The organism is Methylobacterium sp. W2, assembly GCF_020662345.1.
In the GTDB taxonomy this organism is placed as follows: domain Bacteria; phylum Pseudomonadota; class Alphaproteobacteria; order Rhizobiales; family Beijerinckiaceae; genus Methylobacterium.
The window spans coordinates 1-19,709 of record NZ_VMOA01000008.1 but is presented as its reverse complement, the minus strand read 5'-3'; the positions used below and the strand labels follow the sequence as shown (position 1 = coordinate 19,709).

General features: G+C 68.3%; 21 protein-coding genes. 12 read left to right on the top strand and 9 right to left on the bottom strand.

The window, feature by feature from the left end; genetic code table 11:
- The first annotated feature begins 32 nt into the window (after window positions 1–32).
- From FPV16_RS06150 to FPV16_RS06115, 8 genes are all read left to right on the top strand, one after another.
- Entirely contained in the window at window positions 33–263 is a 231-nt protein-coding gene (locus FPV16_RS06150) for a DUF4160 domain-containing protein (RefSeq protein ID WP_227437070.1), read from the top strand.
- On the top strand, window positions 256–657 hold the full coding sequence (locus FPV16_RS06145) for a DUF2442 domain-containing protein (RefSeq protein WP_227437068.1): 402 nt from the start codon (window positions 256–258) through the stop codon (window positions 655–657). Before FPV16_RS06150 ends, FPV16_RS06145 begins: the two co-directional genes overlap by 8 nt.
- Window positions 658–777: 120 nt before the next feature.
- Entirely contained in the window at window positions 778–1,629 is an 852-nt protein-coding gene (locus tag FPV16_RS06140) for an AAA family ATPase (RefSeq protein ID WP_227437066.1), read from the top strand.
- Window positions 1,630–1,862: 233 nt separating this feature from the next.
- Window positions 1,863–2,843 carry an aldo/keto reductase gene (locus FPV16_RS06135; RefSeq protein ID WP_227437064.1) on the top strand — a complete coding sequence of 327 codons (981 nt, stop codon included), beginning with the start codon at window positions 1,863–1,865 and terminating at the stop codon, window positions 2,841–2,843.
- 15 nt (window positions 2,844–2,858) lie between these two features.
- Window positions 2,859–3,383 (top strand): SixA phosphatase family protein, encoded by a 525-nt coding sequence (locus FPV16_RS06130; protein WP_227437062.1) that lies wholly within the window; start codon window positions 2,859–2,861, stop codon window positions 3,381–3,383.
- A gap of 73 nt (window positions 3,384–3,456) precedes the next feature.
- Window positions 3,457–4,563, top strand: a complete 1,107-nt coding sequence (locus tag FPV16_RS06125; RefSeq protein WP_227437060.1) for a hypothetical protein — start codon at window positions 3,457–3,459, stop codon at window positions 4,561–4,563.
- Between the two features lie 94 nt (window positions 4,564–4,657).
- Window positions 4,658–6,097 (top strand): YcjX family protein, encoded by a 1,440-nt coding sequence (locus FPV16_RS06120; RefSeq protein WP_227437058.1) that lies wholly within the window; start codon window positions 4,658–4,660, stop codon window positions 6,095–6,097.
- Window positions 6,098–6,545: 448 nt separating this feature from the next.
- Entirely contained in the window at window positions 6,546–7,577 is a 1,032-nt protein-coding gene (locus tag FPV16_RS06115) for a YcjF family protein (protein ID WP_227437056.1), read from the top strand.
- A 5-nt stretch (window positions 7,578–7,582) separates the two neighbouring features.
- On the opposite strand, the gene FPV16_RS06110 is transcribed toward FPV16_RS06115, so the two are convergent.
- Window positions 7,583–8,134 carry an RBBP9/YdeN family alpha/beta hydrolase gene (locus FPV16_RS06110; protein ID WP_227437054.1) on the bottom strand — a complete coding sequence of 184 codons (552 nt, stop codon included), beginning with the start codon at window positions 8,132–8,134 and terminating at the stop codon, window positions 7,583–7,585.
- A gap of 191 nt (window positions 8,135–8,325) precedes the next feature.
- On the opposite strand from FPV16_RS06110, the gene FPV16_RS06105 reads away from it, so the two are divergent.
- Complete coding sequence (locus tag FPV16_RS06105; protein WP_227437052.1) at window positions 8,326–8,553, top strand: hypothetical protein; 228 nt, start codon at window positions 8,326–8,328, stop codon at window positions 8,551–8,553.
- 72 nt (window positions 8,554–8,625) lie between these two features.
- On the opposite strand, the gene FPV16_RS06100 is transcribed toward FPV16_RS06105, so the two are convergent.
- From FPV16_RS06100 to FPV16_RS06070, 7 genes are all read right to left on the bottom strand, one after another.
- Window positions 8,626–8,832 (bottom strand): hypothetical protein, encoded by a 207-nt coding sequence (locus FPV16_RS06100; protein ID WP_227437050.1) that lies wholly within the window; start codon window positions 8,830–8,832, stop codon window positions 8,626–8,628.
- Window positions 8,833–8,927: 95 nt separating this feature from the next.
- The gene (locus tag FPV16_RS06095; protein WP_227437048.1) at window positions 8,928–9,953 is read right to left on the bottom strand and encodes a biotin-dependent carboxyltransferase family protein; all 1,026 of its coding nucleotides are present in this window, start codon (window positions 9,951–9,953) and stop codon (window positions 8,928–8,930) included.
- Window positions 9,950–10,678 carry a 5-oxoprolinase subunit PxpB gene (pxpB, locus tag FPV16_RS06090; RefSeq protein ID WP_227437046.1) on the bottom strand — a complete coding sequence of 243 codons (729 nt, stop codon included), beginning with the start codon at window positions 10,676–10,678 and terminating at the stop codon, window positions 9,950–9,952. The genes FPV16_RS06095 and pxpB overlap by 4 nt, the downstream gene beginning before the upstream one ends.
- Window positions 10,679–10,785: 107 nt before the next feature.
- Window positions 10,786–11,496, bottom strand: coding sequence for a hypothetical protein (locus tag FPV16_RS06085; protein WP_227437044.1), 711 nt, complete (start codon window positions 11,494–11,496; stop codon window positions 10,786–10,788).
- Window positions 11,497–11,575: 79 nt separating this feature from the next.
- Window positions 11,576–11,965, bottom strand: a complete 390-nt coding sequence (locus FPV16_RS06080) for a DUF3618 domain-containing protein (protein WP_227437042.1) — start codon at window positions 11,963–11,965, stop codon at window positions 11,576–11,578.
- Window positions 11,962–12,357 (bottom strand): phage holin family protein, encoded by a 396-nt coding sequence (locus FPV16_RS06075; RefSeq protein ID WP_227437040.1) that lies wholly within the window; start codon window positions 12,355–12,357, stop codon window positions 11,962–11,964. Before FPV16_RS06075 ends, FPV16_RS06080 begins: the two co-directional genes overlap by 4 nt.
- A gap of 10 nt (window positions 12,358–12,367) precedes the next feature.
- A complete protein-coding gene (locus tag FPV16_RS06070; RefSeq protein WP_227437038.1) occupies window positions 12,368–12,865 on the bottom strand; it encodes a hypothetical protein in 498 nt (165 codons plus the stop codon).
- A gap of 405 nt (window positions 12,866–13,270) precedes the next feature.
- On the opposite strand from FPV16_RS06070, the gene FPV16_RS06065 reads away from it, so the two are divergent.
- Together FPV16_RS06065 and glgX are read left to right on the top strand one after the other, a co-directional pair.
- A complete protein-coding gene (locus FPV16_RS06065) occupies window positions 13,271–14,692 on the top strand; it encodes an alpha,alpha-trehalose-phosphate synthase (UDP-forming) (protein ID WP_227437036.1) in 1,422 nt (473 codons plus the stop codon).
- Between the two features lie 161 nt (window positions 14,693–14,853).
- A complete protein-coding gene (gene glgX, locus FPV16_RS06060) occupies window positions 14,854–16,953 on the top strand; it encodes a glycogen debranching protein GlgX (RefSeq protein ID WP_227437033.1) in 2,100 nt (699 codons plus the stop codon).
- A 28-nt stretch (window positions 16,954–16,981) separates the two neighbouring features.
- On the opposite strand, the gene FPV16_RS06055 is transcribed toward glgX, so the two are convergent.
- On the bottom strand, window positions 16,982–17,263 hold the full coding sequence (locus tag FPV16_RS06055) for a hypothetical protein (protein WP_227437032.1): 282 nt from the start codon (window positions 17,261–17,263) through the stop codon (window positions 16,982–16,984).
- 408 nt (window positions 17,264–17,671) lie between these two features.
- Here FPV16_RS06055 and FPV16_RS06050 point away from each other — a divergent pair, with 408 nt between their 5' ends.
- Entirely contained in the window at window positions 17,672–19,549 is a 1,878-nt protein-coding gene (locus FPV16_RS06050) for a sensor histidine kinase (RefSeq protein WP_227437030.1), read from the top strand.
- The last annotated feature ends 160 nt before the right edge of the window (window positions 19,550–19,709 follow it).

Sequence of the window (19,709 nt, the reverse complement as noted above, 5' to 3'; positions counted from 1 at the left end):
CTAGATCGATAACCCATCCGGATGGGTTATCGATGGTCACGGTTCTTCGCTCGGGTGGATTGCGCGTGATCATTTTCGTCGATGACCATGAACCGGCCCACGTTCACGTCTTCGGAGACGGGCATGCCAAGATCAACCCCGTGCCTGAGCCAGCCCTGGTTTCCGCCGAGGGGATGACCCGAAGCGAAATCCGCAAGGCGATGAAACTGGTCCTGGAGCATCGTGACGTGTTTCTCATTCGGGGGAAGGAGATCCATGGTTGAGCTGACCGACGATGCGGTCGATGCCGCCCTGGAGCGGGGCCGTCTCGCACAATCGACCGAGCCACGGGCTGCATCCGCGCATTACGATCGCGAGCGCGGGCACGTGGTCCTGGCTTTGACGAATGGCTGTACCTTTGCTTTCCCGCCTCATCTCGTCCAAGGGCTGGCAGAAGCGGACGATGCGACCATCGCCGAGATCGAGGTCCTGGGAGCGGGATACGGCCTCCGCTGGGATAGGCTGGATATCGACATCTCTGTTCCGGGACTTGTGGCGGGGATCTTCGGGACGAGATCCTACCTCGCTTCCCATGCCGGTCGTTCGACCTCCCTGGCCAAGGCCGCTGCCGCCCGGGCCAACGGCGCAAAAGGCGGGCGCCCACGAAAATCGGCCTGACAGAGGGGTGTCGGGCCAAACGGCTCATCCGCGTCGCATCGGTCGATCCGATGATGATTTGTACCTTCGCTCTCGCCAGGCTTACCGGTCACAGAGCCTTTTCCAGAAAGCCGACGCCTCATGCGCTTTACCGGCACCGCCGATTACGTCGCCACCTCGGATCTCACCACCGCCGTCAACGCGGCCATCGTGCTGGAACGGCCGCTTCTGGTGAAGGGTGAGCCCGGCACCGGCAAGACCGTGCTGGCGGAGGAGATCGCCAAGGGGCTCGGTGCGCCGCTCCTCACCTGGAACGTCAAATCCACCACCAAGGCGCAGCAGGGTCTCTACGAGTACGACGCGGTCTCGCGCCTGCGCGACAGCCAGCTCGGCGATCCGCGCGTGTCGGAGATCGGCAATTACATCCGCCGCGGCAAGCTGTGGGAGGCGTTCACCCATCCCGAGCGTCCGGTTCTCCTGATCGACGAGATCGACAAGGCCGATATCGAGTTCCCCAACGACCTGCTGACCGAACTCGACCGGATGGAGTTCCACGTCTACGAGACCGGCGAGACGATCCGCGCCGAGCGCCGCCCCATCGTCATCATCACCTCGAACAACGAGAAGGAATTGCCGGACGCGTTCCTGCGCCGCTGCTTCTTCCACTACATCAAGTTTCCCGACGCCGAGACGCTGAAGGCCATCGTCGAGGTGCATTACCCCGGCATCAAGCACCGCCTCGTGGAGGAGGCCCTGCGGGTCTTCCTCGAGACGCGGGAGGTGCCGGGCCTGAAGAAGAAGCCGTCCACGTCGGAATTGCTGGATTGGCTCAAGCTCCTCGTCTCGGAGGATGTCTCCCCCGAGACCCTGCGCGAGCGCGATGGCCGCAAGCTGATCCCGCCGCTCCACGGCGCACTCCTGAAGAACGAGCAGGATGTCAGCCTGTTCGAGAAGCTGGCCTTCATGATGCGGCGCGAGGGAAGAGGGGGCTGAAGCGGGCGGGTATCGAGCCGCGCCGTCATCCCGGGGCGCCGGAGGCGAGCCTGGGATCCAGAGCCGTGACGATGCCAGGAACGGGCCAGACCTAAGTTTCTCGATCCTGGGCTCCGCTACGCGGCACCAGGATGACGCGGGGATAGGAAACAGGGCGTCGCCATCGCGACCGGGCCTTGGGGTTGAGCGCAGGTAGGCCCGGATAGGGCCGACACGTCATCGGAGGATTGTCCATGAAACTGAAAAAGCTCGGCCGGACCGGCCTCGACGTGTCGCCGCTCTGCCTCGGCTGCATGACCTACGGCATTCCCGAGCGCGGCCCCCATCCCTGGACCATGCCCGAGGAAGAGAGCCGCCCGCTCATCCGGCAGGCGATCGAACTCGGCATCAACTTCTTCGACACGGCGAACTATTATTCCGACGGCACCAGCGAGGAAATCGTCGGGCGCGCCCTCAAGGAGTTCGCCGACCGCGACAGCATCGTGCTCGCGACGAAATGCTATTATCCGCTGAAAGACCAGCCCAATGCCGGCGGCCTCTCGCGCAAGGCGATCTTCGCCTCCATCGATGCCAGCCTGAAGCGCCTCGGCACCGACCATGTCGATCTCTTCCAGATCCATCGCTGGGATTACGGCACGCCCATCGAGGTGACGATGGAGGCCCTGCACGACGTGGTGAAGGCCGGCAAGGCCCGCACTATCGGCGCGTCCTCAATGTACGCCTGGCAATTCGCCAAGGCCCTGTTCACCGCCGATCTCCACGGCTGGACCCGGTTCGCGACGATGCAGGACCATTACAACCTCCTCCACCGCGAGGAGGAGCGGGAGATGCTGCCGCTCTGCGCCGACCAGGGCATCGGCGTCCTGCCCTGGAGCCCGCTGGCCCGCGGCCGCCTGACCCGCGACTGGGACGAGCGCAGCGCGCGCCAGGATTCCGACGAGGTCGGCAAGCGGCTCTACGCCTCTGCCGAGGAGGCGGACCGGGCCATCGTCGGCAAGGTGGCGGAGATCGCGCAAGCCCGCGGCGTGTCGCGGGCGCAGGTGGCCCTGGCCTGGGTGATTCAGAAGCCCATCGTCACCGCGCCGATCATCGGGGCGTCGAAACCCACCCACCTGACCGATGCCGTGGCCGCCCTCGATCTGGCGCTGGATGCCGACGAGATCGCCGCCCTCGAAGCGCTCTACACCCCGCATCCCGTCGTCGGCTTCCAGTAATAAGGTTCTTTGTCCATGCGCCGCCTGATGCTCCTGCGCCACGCCAAATCCGACCGTTCGCCGGGCGTGCGCGATATCGACCGTCCGTTGAACCCGCGCGGCTTCAAGGCCGCGCCGCAGATGGGGGCCTATCTCGCGGCGCAGGACCTGCTGCCTGAGAGGATCGTGGTCTCGCCCTCGCTCAGGACACGGTCGACCTGGGACGGCATGTCCGCGGCCCTCGGCAACCCCGAGATCGAGATCGTCGATGCGATCTACGAAGCGCCGGACAGCGCGTTGCTCAAGGTCATCCGCGCGACGCCCGCCGAAATCCGGACCCTGCTGATGATCGGGCACAATCCCGGCCTGCAGGACATCGCCCTCGATCTCGTCGGCGATGGTCCGCGAGAGGCGAGGGGGCGGCTCTCCGTGGAATTCCCCACCGCGGCCCTTGCCGTGATCGATATCGAGGGCGATGCCTGGACGGATTTCCGTCCCGGCAAGGGCCGGCTCGAACGGTTCGTGACGCCCAAGGGCCTCGACCGCGACGAGGCCGCCTGACGCGGCACGGGCGGAATGAACGGATCATCGCCTGGGCCGTTGCTCACGACCATGGCCCGTCCCCGCTGATCCCGTGTTCGTCACCACGCTTCTCGTCCTGACATCGCTGATGCCGCGCGCCGGTATCGGCCTCGACGCCGTGAAGGTGGGCGTCGACCGCGCGGAAGCGGCCTTGGCGATGACCGCCGCTCCGGCCGTGGCCTCGAGTTTTCTCGCCAGCGAGAGGGCGGTGTCGAACTGGCGGACGGAAACGGGGACGACCTTGCGTCCCGTGTCCCTCGCCCTGGTCGCGCGTTACGCGCCGGTGCCGCCGGCTTTCGTCGCGCGCTGCGTCAAGCTCAACAATTACTGGTGCATCAAGAGCGCCCGCTGGCGGGGCGAGATCGGAAGCGATGCGGAGGGCCATACCGGGTTCGCCACCGCCGGCGACGGCGCCGATGCGGCGGCCCTCCTGCTGCGGCGCTATTACCGCGAGTTCGGCCGCCGCAACGCCCTGTCCATCGTGCGCCGTTGGGCGCCGGCGGAATGCTCTGTTTCGAGCAGTGGGGGGTCGGGCGGAAAAGTCTCCACCGGCCTCGCGCCCCTCGGGCTCGGCAAGACCCTGCGCGCCCGCTACCTCGCCCGCCATGCCCGGGGAGGGCCGCGAAAGCCGCGCCTGGTCGCGCGGGGCGGGCCCCTGCGGGTCCAGCCCTGGTCGCCGCTGGCACGGATGGCGGGTACGCCGAAGCCCCGGCCCATCCGCGTCGCGGGGGCGGCCGAGACGATCGGCAGGCCGGCGATCACGGCGATCATCGCAAGTCCGTCCGAGACTCCGACGGCATCGCCGTCCTCCCGGCTGGCAGACCGGTTCGCGGCGGAATCGGCTGCTTTGCCCGCCCTCGCGGCCGGGATGCCGGGGCTCCGTCTTCAGGATCTCGCGGCCCCGGCGCCGCTCTGCGGCAACGACGAGGTCCGGATCCGCAATTATGCCACCCGCATCGCCGCCAGCGTCGGACTCAAGATCGAGGACGATCTTGCGCTATTCGATGCGGAGGGCCGGCCCTCGCCTCGTCTCGCCCCGGTGATGCTCGCCATGTCCGGGGTGGAACTCGGCGCGCTGCGGGCGGGGCCGGATCTGGTGGAAGCCGCCATCGCCCGGCTCGTTGCGGCCCAAGGCGATCCCGGCGCGGTGGAGCGATGACGCGTCCGGTTCTTGCGTTCGCCTGAGACGCGCGCCACCTCACCCCTGCATCTATCGCCCATCCTCCCCTCCGGCCATATGAGACCTTCGCTTCATGATCAGCTTCGCCTCGCGCGCGGGCTCCGCGATCCAGGCCTTCGCCGAGGCATCGAGCGATCTCCTGATCCAGCCGACCCTGCGGCTCGGCGTCACCGGTCTGGCGCGGTCGGGCAAGACGGTGTTCACGACGGCGCTGATCCACCATCTCGTCGAGACCCATGCCCTGCCGGCCTTTGCGCCGGCGCATGAGGGACGGCTGCGCCGGGCGCGCCTCGTGCCGCAGCCCGACGACGACGTTCCGCGCTTCCCCTACGAGGATCATTTCGCGGCCCTGACGGAGCAGCGCCTGTGGCCGCGCTCCACCGACCGGATCAGCCAGTTCCGCCTCGCCATCGAGTACGAGCGCAAAGGCGGCTGGCGCTCCGGCCCCGGCACGCTGATGCTCGACGTGGTCGATTATCCCGGCGAATGGCTCCTCGACCTCGCCCTGATCGACCAGAGCTACAAGGACTGGTCCGCCGCCACCATCGCGGGCACCCGCCGCACCGGGCGTGCGGCCATCGCCGCGCCCTGGCTCGCGGTGCTGAAGGATCTCGACCCGTCCGGTCCCCTCGACGAGGTCGTGGCCGAGCGCGCCAGCATCGCCTTCACCACCTATCTCACCGCGCTCCGCGCCGGGCCCGAATCGGTGGCGACCACGCCGCCGGGCCGTTTCCTGATGCCGGGCGACCTCGCCGGATCACCGGCCCTCACCTTCGCCCCCCTCGACGCCCTGCCGGAGACGATCTCGTCGGACAGCCTCGCCGGGCTGATGGAGCGGCGCTTCGAGGCCTACAAGGCCAAGGTCGTGGAGCCGTTCTTCCGCAACCATTTCCAGCGGGTGGATCGCCAGATCGTCCTCGTCGACGTGCTCGCCGCCGTCGATGCCGGGCCGGCCGCGCTCGCCGAGTTGGAGGAGGCCCTCGACACCGTGCTCCTCAGTTTCCGGATCGGACGCAACACCATCCTGTCGCGCCTGTTCGCGCCGAGGGCGGACCGCATCATGTTCGCTGCCACCAAGGCGGACCACCTGCACCAGACCAGCCACGACCGGCTGGAGGCATTGCTGCGTCTCCTCGTCTCCCGCGCCATGCGCCGGACCGAGGCGGCCGGTGCCCGCGTCGGCACGGTGGCCCTCGCCTCGGTGCGGGCCACGCGGGAGACCACGGTCCATGATGACGGCATGACCCTGCGGGCGGTCTCGGGAACGCCCGAGGCGGGGGAGCATGTGGGCGACGAGATCTTCGACGGGCGGAGCGAGGCGGCGGTGTTCCCCGGCGAGTTGCCCTCGCGGCCCGAATCCGTTCTCGAAGGGGCAGTGCCGCCGGGCTCCCTCCGCTTCCCGCGCTTTCGCCCGCCGTTGATCCGGCCCGACGCCCATGGCCGCCCCGGCCACCTGCCGCAGATCCGCCTCGACCGGGCGATGCAGTTCCTCATCGGCGACAAGCTGACGTGAGTGTCCGGCTGAGCGAGTCCGCCTCTCCCCGCGTTCGGGGCTACCGGATTCACACATCTGCTTTTGCAGGCAAACTGCGTCCCTCTGCCCCTTATGAGGCTACTGGTTCAACACATTGGCTCCACCGCTCTTCGCTCATCCAAGCGGGTTCGACATGAGGCGCGACGGGCTCCCTCTCCTAGAAGGAGAGGGCACCTGCGCTGCCGGCGAGATGTGTGAATGCCGTAGGCGGGCGGGGAGAGGGTCACTGGGGCCTTGTCGTCCCAGTGACAAGCGGAGCGAGGGTGAGGGGTCCGGACAGGATGTGGCACCTTCGTCATCGCCCCCTCACCCTCGGCTGCCGCCTCGACGTGCTCCCCAGCAAGGGGGAGACACGTCCCTCTCCCCGCGCGCGGGGAGAGGAGAGCTCCACCGATCAATCTGTTGCGACATCACCAAAGGTCCGCCCATGACCTCTCCGAACCGTCCTCGCGCCTTCCGCATCCCCACCGCCGAGCCGGCCGAGGGCCCGGACGGCATCGTTCCGCCGCCGGTGGCGCCGAACGCGGTCAGGATCGTCGAAGAGCCGTTCGAGATCGTCGAGGCGGCGGACGGCACCGCCGTGCCGGTGGCGCCGAAATCGCGGGCGCCGTGGCTGTCGGTGCTGATGCTCGCTTTGGGCGGCCTCGTCTCCCTCGCGGTCGGCCTGTCGCTGGAGCGGATGATCGCCGACCTGTTCTCGGCCGCGCCCTGGCTTGGCGGCGTCGCCCTGGCGCTCCTCGTGGTGGCGGGCATCGCCTTCCTCGCCCTCGTCCTGCGCGAACTCGCCGGCATCTGGCGCGAACGCCGGATCGAAACGCTGCGGGCGAAAGCGGTCGAGGCCATCGCCACGCGGGATCATACCGGCGCGCAGGCGGTGGTCGCCGAACTTAGCACCCTCTACGCCACCCGGACCGGACTCGCGGCCGGGCGCCAGCGTCTGAAGGCTCTCGGCGATACGATCCTCGACGTGGACGACCGGATCGGGCTTGCCGAGCACGAATTGCTCGAACCCCTCGACCGGCAGGCCCGCAACGCCATCGCCTCGGCGGCCAAGCAGGTCTCGGCGGTGACGGCGCTCAGCCCGCGCGCCATCGTCGACGTGGCCTTCGTGGTCTTTGCCGCCATGCGCCTCCTGCGCCAGATCGCGACGATCTATGGCGGGCGCCCGGGCTTCCTCGGGTTCCTGCGTCTGGCCCGCTCCGCCTTCGCGCATCTCACCGTCACAGGCGGAATGGCGGTGGGCGAGAGCATGATCCAGCAGGTCCTCGGCCTCGGCATCGCCGCGCGGGTCTCGGCGAAGCTCGGCGAGGGCGTCCTCAACGGCCTGATGACCGCCCGGTTCGGCCTTGCCGCCCTAGCGGTCTGCCGCCCGCTTCCCTTCGTCAGGGAGGAGCCGCCGCGCCTGTCCGACGTGGCCGGGGAGCTGTTGAAGCCGATGGGCGGGGCCGAGAAGGAGTAAGCGGGTCAGAGCCCCTTCAAAAATCCCGCCAGGCGCATCAGCCCTTCGGGCCAGGGACCGTGCCCGCTCGCCACGTTGATGTGGCCGGATTCGCCGGCATCGACCAGGGCGGAACCCCAGGCATAGGCGAAATCCTCGGCCCGCTCATAGGCGCAATAGGGGTCGTTGCGGCTCGCCACCAGCAAGGACGGGAAGGGCAGGGGATCGCGCGGCACCGGCGCGAAATCCGTGACGCTGGACGGCAGGTCCGGTGTCCGCTCCACATCCGGGAACGCCACGAGGAGGGCGCCCCGCACCTTGCCCTCGGGAAAGGCGGGTGCGGCCTGGACGGAGGCCACCACGCCGAGGCTGTGCGCGATGAGCATCACCGGCCGGGTCGCCGCTTCCACCGCCTCGACGATGCGCGCGCGCCACGAGCCGGCTTCCGGATGGTGCCAGTCGTCCTGCTCGACGATGCGGGCATTGGCCATGCGGGCGGCCCAGCCGGCCTGCCAATGGCCGTCTTCCGAGCCGGCATAGCCGGGGAGGATGAGGATGTCGCAATCGGCGAGCTTCATCCTGCCCGGATAGCGGCTCCCTCGCGCGGCGTCGAGACGGATGAGGCGAATTCGGCAGGCATCGCCGCAGTGGGTGAAGGGCCTCCACGCTGCGAGAGGTGGCGGCCCATCATTTTCAGTGAGCGTCCGCGCGGATCGAGGTTTCCCGCGTTAGCCGAATGTCGCGCTCAGGCGTGCTCAGGAGAATGCACATGACGAAACTCTTCATCGCCAATATCCGCGCAGTCAACGGCTTTCGCCCGCTGGTCACGGTCCGGGCTGCCGCCGAGGGTGAGGCCAAAGTCTTTCTCGCCGCGGCCTATCCTGACGACGAGATCGTCGATGTGGTCGAGCCGAGCGACTGGGTCAGCGATGCCGATACCGGGTCCGCGCCCGGCGATATCCGCGAGCATGCCGGCGTCGAATGGCAGGCCCCGTGAAATCCGGAAGAAACGAGGGGGCGGCGGCTTCCCTCGATGCCGGCGTAGCTTTTGTCGGGCAGGCACGAACGATCAGGGCCGTTTCAAACCATAGGCCAGCGCCGACACGGCGATGAGGAAGGGCGTCCAGAAATGGACCAGGCCGATGCCGCTCCACACCGTGAACCGCTCGTTACAACCGGTCGTGTTCATCGCGCATCCCAGGGGGACGAGGTAGACAAACCAGAAGACCGTCGCCACGAGCAGGACAAGGCCGAAGATCAGCGCGGCGATCCGCATCCTGGCCCTCCTCCCGTACACGGACGCCCATCGGCATCGGGGTGCTGCGCGATGTCGAACGGCTCAATCTTGGCGGGAGCGGAGGCCGTCACGTCTTATGGGCCTTCCTGCAAGGCATCGACGGCGTGACCGGCGAGGTTGGCTCCCAGCAGCCGTTCGGTGTCGAAGCCCCCCAGTGGCCGCAGGCGGCCGGGCAGGTCGGCGATGGCGCGTTGCCGTTCGAAAGCGGCCTCTCGCGCCGTTGCCAAGGCTACGGCCTCGAACCGGACCGGATCGCCAGGGCGGCGCTGGGCGAGGCGGCGCAGATCGGCCGAGATCACCGTCGCGATCTTCGGGTAGCCGCCCGTGGTCTGCCGGTCCGCCATGAGCACGATGGGGAGGCCGTTGCCCGGCACCTGGATCGATCCCGCGACGGTGGCGTCGGAGACGATGTTGTAGCCGCCTGCGCCATGGGCGATGGTGGGGCCGTCGAGCTGGTATCCCATCCGGTCGGCGCGGTGCGACACGGTGAAGGTCGAGCCGAGCAGCGTGTCGATCCCGCCTTGCGTGAAGCTGTCGGCCTGGGGGCCGAGCATGACGCGGATCGGCGCATCGCGGTCGAGGGGAACGGCATCAATAATCCGGTCGCCCGGTGCGGCGTGCTCCGTTGCGGTGAAGGCCAGCCCGTCGCCGGATTGGAAGGTCCGGCCGTCGATCCCCCCGATCCCGGCGCGGAGATGGAGGGAGACGCTGCCGAGCAGGGCGCGCGCCGCGAACCCGCCGGCCACGGCGAGGTAGACGAACGTCCCCTCGCGCGGCGGGTCGACCTCCCATTCGGCGCCTTCCGCCAGGGTCATGCTGCGATGGCCCGCGATCGGCGCGCCGTCGATGCGCAGGGTACAGGGGGCACCGGCGCAGGCGAACCATCCCCGTCCGGCCTCCACGACGAAGCGGCCGCCGCCGAGACCGAGTTCGAGGACCGGCGCATCGGGGGCATTGCCGACCAGGGCATTCGCCGTCGCCATGGCGAGGCGATCCATGGCGCCGGAGCCGGAGAGGCCGTAGCGCTGATAGCCCCGTCTTCCGCCATCCTGCAGGCTGAGCCCGCCATTGCATCGCTTGATGACGAGACGCCCGGTCACGGCATGGTCTCGCTTTCGACGATGCGCTCCCCGGCTTGCGCCGCACGGTCGAGTTCGTCCCATCGATCCGGTTCGATGGGCAGGAAGCGGATCGCGTCGCCGGGTTCGAACAGGAAGACCGGGTCGCGGCCCGGCAGAAACGAACGCACGGGGGTCCGCCCGAGGAGATGCCACCCGCTCGGCGCGGCGATGCTCGCCACCAGCGCCTGTACGCCGCCGATAGAGATGGTACCGGCCGGCGTCACCGGCCTCGGACTTTCCCGGCGCGACAGAGCGAGGCGCGGGTCGAGGCCCGAGAGATAGGCGTAGCCGGGCAGGAAGCCGTTCATGGCCACGCGATAGTCGGATGCCGCATGCCGGGACACGACCTCGTCGGGGCTCAGCCCGTGATGGGCGGCGACATCGGCGAGATCGATGCCGAAGGCACCGCCATAGACCACCGGAATGCGCCAGAGGCGGCGCGGTGCCGTCTCGGCGGGGACCGTACCGACGAGGGCGAGAAGCGCAGATTCGATCCGGCTCGGCTCGGCCAGGCAGGGATCGAGGTGGACGGTGAGCGACCGGTAGGTCGGAACGCACTCGACGAGCCCCGGAATGCCGGATTCCCGCACGGCACGGTCGAGGGCCAGCACCAGCGCGTTGGCGTCGGGGTCGATCCTCTCACCGAACTCGATGGTGATCGCGGTATCGCCGCACCAGAGCAAGCGGGGCTGAGGGGCTGCCACGGGTCACAGGGCCTCGCTCGTCGGATCGTCGCCCCAGTCCCAACACGAAGGGGCGGCGCTGTCGAGCGCCGCCCCTTCTTTCACTGTGAAACGCGCTGAGGACGCTTTCAGTGCGTCCGCACCGGCGGCACGTCGGGCTTCCGGAACGGCTCGGAACCGCCCTGGGTCGCGGCGTTGAGGTTCTCGGGATCGAGGGCGCTTTCCACGAATTCCCGGCCACGGTCGGCGAAGTCGCGGGCATAGCGGATACCCTGGTCCTTCACCTCGTCGGCCCACGGACCCACCGTCTGGTCCTCGCGGCGCGTCCTCGGCAGGAGGGCTCCGAGGAGCAGACCGGCCGCGAGGCCGACGACGCCCACGAGAAGCGGGTTCTCGGTGACGAACTGCTCGACGGTGGTCTTGCCGCGGTCGAGGCGCTGGCCGCCGCGCTCGGCGAACTCGCCGATGCTGCGACGCGTGGACCGGTGAGTGTCCGACGCCCAGTCGCGTGCGTCGCCATAGGTCTCGGACGCCCGGTCGATCAGCTTGTCCGCCTTGTCCTTTACGGTGTCCCGCGCATCGAGCGCGGCGGCCTTGGCGCGGTCGGCATAGCCCTCGGCCTTGGCCTTGGCATCGTCGGCGAGGTCGCCGGCCTGATCGCGGATATCGCCCGCCGTCGCCCGTGTCTCGGTGCGGGCGCGCTCGGAGATGTCGTGGAGCGAGCGGCTGGTCTCATCGCCATGGGGAAGGCTGGCGGCGCCATGGGGAAGGCCGGCGGCGAGGGCGATGTCGTCGGGAAGCGAGCTCTTGGGCTCGCCCGGAATGCTGCTGTGGCTCATGGAGGCGACTCCTGTCGGATGGGGATGCAGCGGCGGTGCCGCTGCCGGGTCGGTCAGGTTTCGATCGGCCTTTGTAGGCTTAAATCTGGGTTTCCTCCGCCAGTTCCTTCACGGGCTGGCGGGTCGGCTGGTCGGGGTCGTAGGCCTTGGCGGCCGCCGTCTGCGTCACCGGGAGGGTGGCATCCGCATCGACGATGTTGCGCTTGGGCAGGGGCTGCTTGTCCTTGGCCGTGCGGTGCAGGAGCCAGCCGATTCCCGCCGCGATGAGCAGGACGGGGACGGGATTGCGGCGGATCGCATCGAGAGCCCCGTCATAGGCCCCGCTCAACGGTGTCCGGCGGACATTGCCCAGCATGTCGTCGACGATGCTCGGGACGGAGAGCCTGTCCTGAATGCGGTCGATGGTCTGGTCGAGGCGGGCACGGCTCGCCTCGATGTCCTTCTCGAGGTCGTTCAACGATTCACTCATCCCGATACCCTTTCCGACAATGCGCGCGCATCCTGGCGCATCTGCCGTGTCGTGCGGGTCGGCGCCAGGGTGGAGAGGGACATGGCGTTCCGCCCGATCAGGGCGAAGACGATGGCGACCACCAGAAGCACGCCACCGACGATGAGGGCGGACAGGGCTTCCGAATGCACCACCGTGGCGAGCCATTTCACCAGGGCGTCCACCAGGACGAACAGGGCGACGACCCCGAACACGCCGGCGCCGACCATCAGCGCGAGGCCGATGAACAGTGTCCGGACGTTGCTCGTCATCTCGGTGCGAAAGAGCGCCATCTCCTTGCGCGCGAGGTCGCTGGTCTCGCGCAGGGCATCGCCGAGGAGGCTTTGAATGCTGGATTGCGGGCCGTTCGACATGAGGTCCGGCCTAGCTGCGGAACGAGTCGCGGGCATCGCGATCAGGCGCGATGCTCGACGACTTGATGAAGCGCGAGACGACGAAGCCGGTCACGAAGGTGGCGACCGCCACGGCGACGGGGGCGCGACGGGCGAAGGCTTCGGCCTCGTCGTAGAACTCGGCGAAGCTGCGGTTCTCGATGGAGGTGCCGAGCTGTTCGAGACCCTCGGCGGCGCTGTCGAAGAACGCCTTGATGTTCGGCTGCTCGTCGAAGGACTTGCTCGAATCCCGCAGGCCCTGGGCGATATCGTTCACCGACTGGGCGGCATCGCCCTTGCGACGGTCGGCATAGTCGGTGGCCTGGGCCCGTGCGGCGGCAACGAATCCCCGGCCGCGCTCGACGGCCACGTCCGCGATCCCCTCGACGTCGCCGCGAAGAGCCTTCCAGTCTCCGGTCGGGTTCGCGTCGATCCCGGGAGCGTTCGCGGCAGATGCCGGGCCAGTTGGTTGATTTGCGTTCACGGGCATACTCCTCGATCGCTGTTGGGCGATGTCACATGTGGCTCTTCAACAACATGGAAACAGACGCGGTTCCGCACGGAATGCTCATCGTCGAACGCTGGACGACGGCCTGGGCGCGACATCCCCGCCGATGCGCGCCGGGCCGCGTTCCCGTAAGACCGTTCGACGACACAAAGCCGATGGTGAAGCGGCATCGTCGGGCGGGGGACGGGCCGCGTGATCCACTGCGGAACCGACATTCGTCTCTGCCTGCCCTGGCCGCGGGCGGCGCGGTCGGTTAGGTTGACTGACGAATATGAACAGACGTGGCTGTATCGGACGGATCACGGTCGCGTTACGCGCGTTGAACATCGGAATGTCTTGTCCGGCGCGCCCAGGGTGCGCTGCACGCTGAGGACCGGAGCCCGCTGAGTGGCACGCCTTGTCATCGTATCGAACCGTGTGGCCGTCCCCGAGGACAGCGGCAAAGCCGTTGCCGCCGGAGGCTTGGCGGTCGCCGTCAAGGAGGCCTTCACGTCCTATGAGGGCCTGTGGTTCGGGTGGAGCGGCAAAGTCGTCGAGGATCCGTCCGAGGAACCCGAGCTCATCGATCGCGGCCGCGTGCAATATGCCGTGGTCGATCTCTCGCCCCAGGACCACCGCGAGTATTACAGCGGCTTTGCCAATCGCGCCCTCTGGCCGATCATGCATTACCGTCTCGGCCTCGGGGCGTTCTCCCGCTCGGATTATGCCGGTTACCAGCGCGTCAACCGCATCTTCGCGCGGGCGCTCGCCAAGCTGATCGAGCCCGACGACATCATCTGGGTCCACGATTACCATCTGCTGCCGCTCGCCTCGGAGCTGCGCGGTCTCGGCATTGCCAACCCCATCGGCTATTTCCATCACATCCCCTGGCCCGCCGCGGACGTGTTCAACACGCTGCCGGCCAGCAACGACCTCCTGCGCGGCATCGCCGATTACGACCTGATCGGCCTTCAGACCGACCCCGACGTCCACAACCTCTCCCGCAATCTCATAGACGAGCTGCGGGCTATCCCCCTCGGCGGCGGCTCGCTGATGGTCGACGGCCGGCGGACCCGCATCCGCAGCTTCCCGATCGGCATCGATGTCGCCGGGTTCAAGGAGGCGGCGGAAAATGCCGGCGCCAACAAGACCGTCCGCGAGACTATGGCGGGCCTGCGCACCCGCAAGCTCCTCATCGGTGTCGACCGGCTCGATTATTCCAAGGGCGTGCCCGAGCGCATGGAGGCGGTGGACCGCTTCTTTGCCTCGAACCCGGACCAGCGCGGCAACGTCGTCTATCTGCAGATCACGCCGAAATCCCGCACCGAGGTGCCGGAATACGAGGAACTCAGCCGCGAGGTGAACGAGACCGTTGGCGAGATCAACGGTGCGCTCGGTGAGCCGAACTGGACTCCGATCCAGTATGTGACGAAGGCCTATCCGCGCCCCGTCCTCGCCGGTCTCTATCGCGCCGCCCGCGTCGGCCTGGTGACGCCCATGCGCGATGGCATGAATCTGGTGGCCAAGGAATACATCGTCGCCCAGACGGCAGACGATCCCGGCGTCCTCGTCCTGTCGAAATTCGCCGGCGCGTCCCGGCAATTGCCCGAGGCCCTGCTGGTCAATCCCTATGACCGGTTCGAGGTGGCGGAAGCGATCCGCACGGCGCTCTACATGCCGCGCGGGGAGCGGATCGAGCGCTGGAAGCCCATGGTCGATCGCATGACCCGCGAAGACGTCGATTGGTGGGCGCGCAATTTCCTCACCGATCTGGAGAATTTCCGGACCATCGAGCGCGAGCCGCCCCGCGCGGCCGCCGCCGCCGAGTAGCGGCCTCCTTCCCCGTCGGCGCGACAGGGCGAGCCTCATGGTTTCCCTCGGCAGCCCGCCGGAATAGGCGGTGGGCGGGATACCGGGGTATCGTTCTTGCGTAGCTCCGTTCTGAGATCCGGCTCGCGTTCGTCGAGCCGATGCACCTGCGAAAGACATCTATGATCGGCATCGACGATGGCGTGCCCGGGCCTCTCGGGGCGCATTTCGACGGCCGCGGTGTCAATTTCGCGCTGTTTTCCGAGAACGCCACCGGCGTCGATCTCTGCCTGTTCGAGCCGGGCGAGCGCCATGAAAGCCGCATCGTCCCGCTGCCCCGCCGCACCGACGATGTCTGGCACGGCTACCTGCGCGGCGCGTTTCCCGGTCAGCTCTACGGCTACCGTGTCCACGGCCCGTGGGAGCCCGCCAACGGCCATCGCTTCAACCCGGCGAAGCTCGTTCTCGACCCCTATGCGCGCGAGATCCAGGGCCGCATCCGCTGGCACGATTCCCTGTACGGACACCGTCGCGGCCTCCAGCGGGAGGACCAGATCGACCGGCGCGACAGCGCGACCTTCATGCCACGCGGGGTGGTGACGGCGCCCGACCTGCCCGAGCTCGCGCTCAATCCGATCCGCAGGCCCATGGGCCAGACGGTGATCTACGAGGCCCATGTCAAGGCGCTGACGCAGCTTCACCCCGCCATCCCTGAATCCGAGCGCGGCACCTACGCCGCCCTGGCCCATCCGGCGATCATCGAGCACCTGTTGAAGCTCGGCGTGACGGCGATCGAACTCCTGCCGATCCAGGCCTTCGCCGACGACCGGTTCCTGGTGGAGAAGGGCCTCGTCAATTTCTGGGGCTACTCGCCGCTGGGCTATTTCGCGCCGGAGCCGCGCTATCTCGGAGCGGCCGGGATCGGCGGCCTCAAGGCGGCGATCCGTGAACTCGCCGCGGCCGAGATCGAGGTCATTCTCGATGTCGTTTACAACCATACCTGCGAGGCCGACCATACCGGGCCGACCCTGTCGTTCCGGGGCATCGACAATGCCAGCTATTACAAGCTCGACCCGGAGAACCGGCGGCAGGAGATCGATTGCACCGGGTGCGGCAACACCCTGGATCTCGACCACCCGAGGGTGATGCAGCTCGTCCTCGATTCCCTCCGGCACTGGGTCACCGCCTACGGCGTCGCTGGGTTCCGCTTCGACCTCGCCACCAGCCTCGGCCGCACGCCGCACGATTTTACGCCCAAGGCCGCGTTCTTCCAGGCCATCGCCCAGGACCCGATCCTGTCCCGCGCCAAGATGATCGCGGAGCCGTGGGATATCGGCATGGGCGGCTACCAGCTCGGCGCCTATCCGCGCGGCTGGGCCGAGTGGAACGACCAGTTCCGGGACAGCGTCCGCGGCTTCTGGCGCGGCGACCACGGCATCCTGCCGAAGCTGACGCAGGTCCTGTCCGGCTCGCGGGAGATCTTCTCGAGCTCCGGCCGATCGCCGCTGGCCAGCATCAACTACGTGGCGAGCCACGACGGCTACACCCTGGCCGATGTCGTCGCCTACGAGGAGAAGCACAACCACGCCAACGGCGAGAACAACCGCGACGGCCACGGCCATAACCTCTCTCGCAATTACGGCGTCGAGGGTCCCACGGACGATTCCGCGATCCTGGCCGTACGGGCTCGGCAGAAGCGCAACCTCCTGGCGACGACGCTGCTGGCCCAGGGCGTCCCGATGCTCCTGGCCGGGGACGAGCGGTCACGCAGCCAGAACGGCAACAACAACGCTTATGCCCAGGACAACGCGGTCAATTGGCTCGATTGGCAGACCGATCCCGATCCCGGCCTCACCGCCTTCGTCGCCAACCTGACCCGCCTGCGCCGGGAGCAGCCGGCCCTGCGCCGCCTCACCTTTCTCACCGGTGCGATCATCGGGGACGGACCGTTGCGCGACGTCCACTGGCTCTCGCCCTGCGGCGCGGAAATGGACGACGAGGCTTGGAGCGATGGACACCGCCAGGCCTTCGGCATGCAGATCGGCAACGACCTGCCGAGCGCGGATCGCCTGCTGATCCTCATCAACGCCGCCGACGAGCCGATCGATTTCACCCTGGCTCCGGTGATCGGCGGCCCGTGGATGGTCGTCTTCGACACCACCCGGCCGACCGGCATGGTCCAGGCCGGACAGGCGCTGTTTCCCCCGAATGCGCGCCTGCGCCTCGATCCCCGTTCGCTCTACGTCCTGCGCGCGAGGCAGGCCGCGTCCTACGAGATCTGAACCCCCGTCCCCTTCGCAAGGGCTGGGCTCAGCGATCGGCCACGCCGCGCCATGCCGGACGACGATCGGTCTCGGCCAGGGTGTCGCGCGACGCGCCGGCGACCGATCCCGCCATCTGCCGGATCAGGCCGTCGGCACCCTGGCTCAGCGCCGTCTCGCGCGCGTCGCGGGGCAGCGCTTCCCAGGCGACCGACGCGGTGTCCCCCAGCGATGGCGCCGACAGGCGCGCCGCGAGGTCCGGATCGTCGCGATGGGCGGCGAGGTAGGAGAGGAGGCCGATCGCCAGGCAGGCGCGAAGGAGGAACGACATGGAAGTCCCGGGTTGGTTCGGTGCCGGCCGTGAGCGGCCCGTTGCGACCGAGCCTCGGCGCAGAACGTAAAGTCCTTCTCACGCGCGCTCCGATATCGAGAACCATGGTGAACGCGGCTTTGCCGCCATAGCCCTGCGAACCGGGATGTCGTGCTCGTCCCTGTGGATAGCGGGCGATGTGCCCCGAAAGGAACCCTCCAACGAACAGGTCCGGTTACGGACCGGAAAGCATCCGCGAACAATCGGTGGGGTCTGCGCAACACTCGCTTAAGTCGGGTCTGCGAGGTTTGGCATCAGTCGAGTTCAAGTCGAATTCGGGTCTAAGTCCAGCAAGGGGCGACGAAGCGGCCGATCAGGCACTTCGCGCTGTGCGTGTGAGTATTGCGTATCTACAGCGGCCTGGCTTCCATGATCGATCTCCGGCTTGCCGGGCTCGTCCACGAGTCGGTGATCGATGACGATGCCGTGCGGTTCCGGCACGAGCGGTTCCTGGTGTCGCGCCTCGCCACCGGGATCGTGATGATGGCCGGCCTGCCGCCCTACCTGCTCTGGCGGGGCGTCCCCACCGGCCTCGAAGTCCTCGCCATTGCCAGCCTGATGCTGCCGGTCTTCGCCGCCGTGTTCCTGTCGCGGACGGGGATCCTCTGGGTCGCCCATGCGATCTCGTCGGCGGGTCTCACCGGCCTCGTGGTCTGCCTCGCCTTGATGTCGGGCGGCGTGAACTCCGCCGCCGCGATCTGGCTGGTGGCGATCCCGCTCGAGGCCGTGGTGTCCGGCTCGCGCCGGGCGACGCTGGCCGCCGCCATCATCGCGGTGATCGGGGCCCTCGTGGTGGCGTTCCTGCCGCACGGCTCCATCTCGCTGCCGCTTCTCGACGTGTCCCGGTCCCTGGCCATGCCGGTCTTCGCCATCACCGCCATCGGTCACGTGGCCGCCCAGGCCATGGAGCATCTGCGCCACGAGGGCCGCTGGCTCGCCCGGATGCGCGACAACGAGATGCGCGACCGCATGCTGCTCTCGGCCATCGACGACCTCGTCACCTGGCACGACCGGAACGGTCGCGTCATCGAAGCCAGCGCCTCCTCGGCGCGGTTCGTCGGGACCGATTCCGTGCGCCTGCGCGGACATGGCCTCCTCGACCGCGTCCATGTGGGAGACCGTCCCGCCCTCCTGCAGACGATCAGCGACGTGGCCGCCAGCGGCAAGCCGGCCACCGTTCAGTTCCGCCTGCATCTCGACCCGGCGGCCCTGCGCGCCGAAGGCGAGCCACGGGTGATCTTCGCCGAGATGCGGGCCCATCGCATCGTCGGCACCCTGTCCGGCGTCGAGGGATCGAGCGTCGTCGCCGTGACCCGCGACGTCAGCGAGCATCGTCGCCACGCCGAGGAACTGGAGCGCGCCCGCGCCGAGGCCGAACGCGCCGACGACCTGAAGAGCCGCTTCCTCGCCACGGTCAGCCACGAGCTGCGCACGCCGCTCAACGCCATCATCGGCTTCTCGGAAGTGCTCGCCGGCCAGAGCTCCATGACCCTCGGCCCCGAGCGCAGCCGCGAATATGCCGAGATCATCGGCAGCTCCGGGCGCCATCTCCTCGACGTGGTCAACGCGCTTCTCGACATGTCGCGCATCCAGAGCGGCAATTTCGATTACCTCCCCGAGACGATGAATGTCGGCTCCCTCGTGAGAACCTGCTGCGACCTGATGCAGCTGCGGGCCGATCAGGCCGGGATCACCCTTGTGCGCGGCAACGAGGCGCCGGGCATCGAGATCACGGCGGATTCGCGCGCCTGCCGCCAGGTGCTGATCAACCTCCTGTCCAACGCGGTGAAGTTCACCGCGCCGGGCGGGCGGGTCGAGGTCTCGTTCCGTCGGAGCGCGTCGCATCTCGATATCGTGGTGGCGGATACGGGAATCGGCATCGGTGCCGACGACCTGCCCCGCATCGGTGCGCCGTTCTTCCAGGCCGGCGGCGGATACGACCGGACGCATGAGGGAACCGGACTCGGTCTCTCGGTGGTGCAGGGGCTCGTCGGCCTCCATGGCGGCAGCATCGCCATCGAGAGCGCCGAGCGCCAGGGCACCAGCGTGACCGTGACGCTGCCCATCGATTGCCGGCGCGGGTCCAGCACCGCTCCCCCGGCCCCGATCCGCACCGGCATTCGTCGCTCGGCGCCCCTGCCGGTCCCGGAGGGGACGGTGGTTCCGGTGCGCCGTCCGATCGGTCTGTTCGACCCCGCGCCGGAAGCGGTGAGCGAGCGCTACATCCCGATGCAGCGCGCCGGATGAGCCCCTTGTCCGATCACCGCAACCCGACGCGCACCGCGTCCCGGAGCCAGCCTCCGGGACGCGGTGCGCGTCGTCCGTTCGGATCCTGTGTCCCGGCGATGCCACCGACTCGTTTTCGGCTCGACCTGTCGGGCCGTTGTCCGCGTTTGAGAGGATAGAC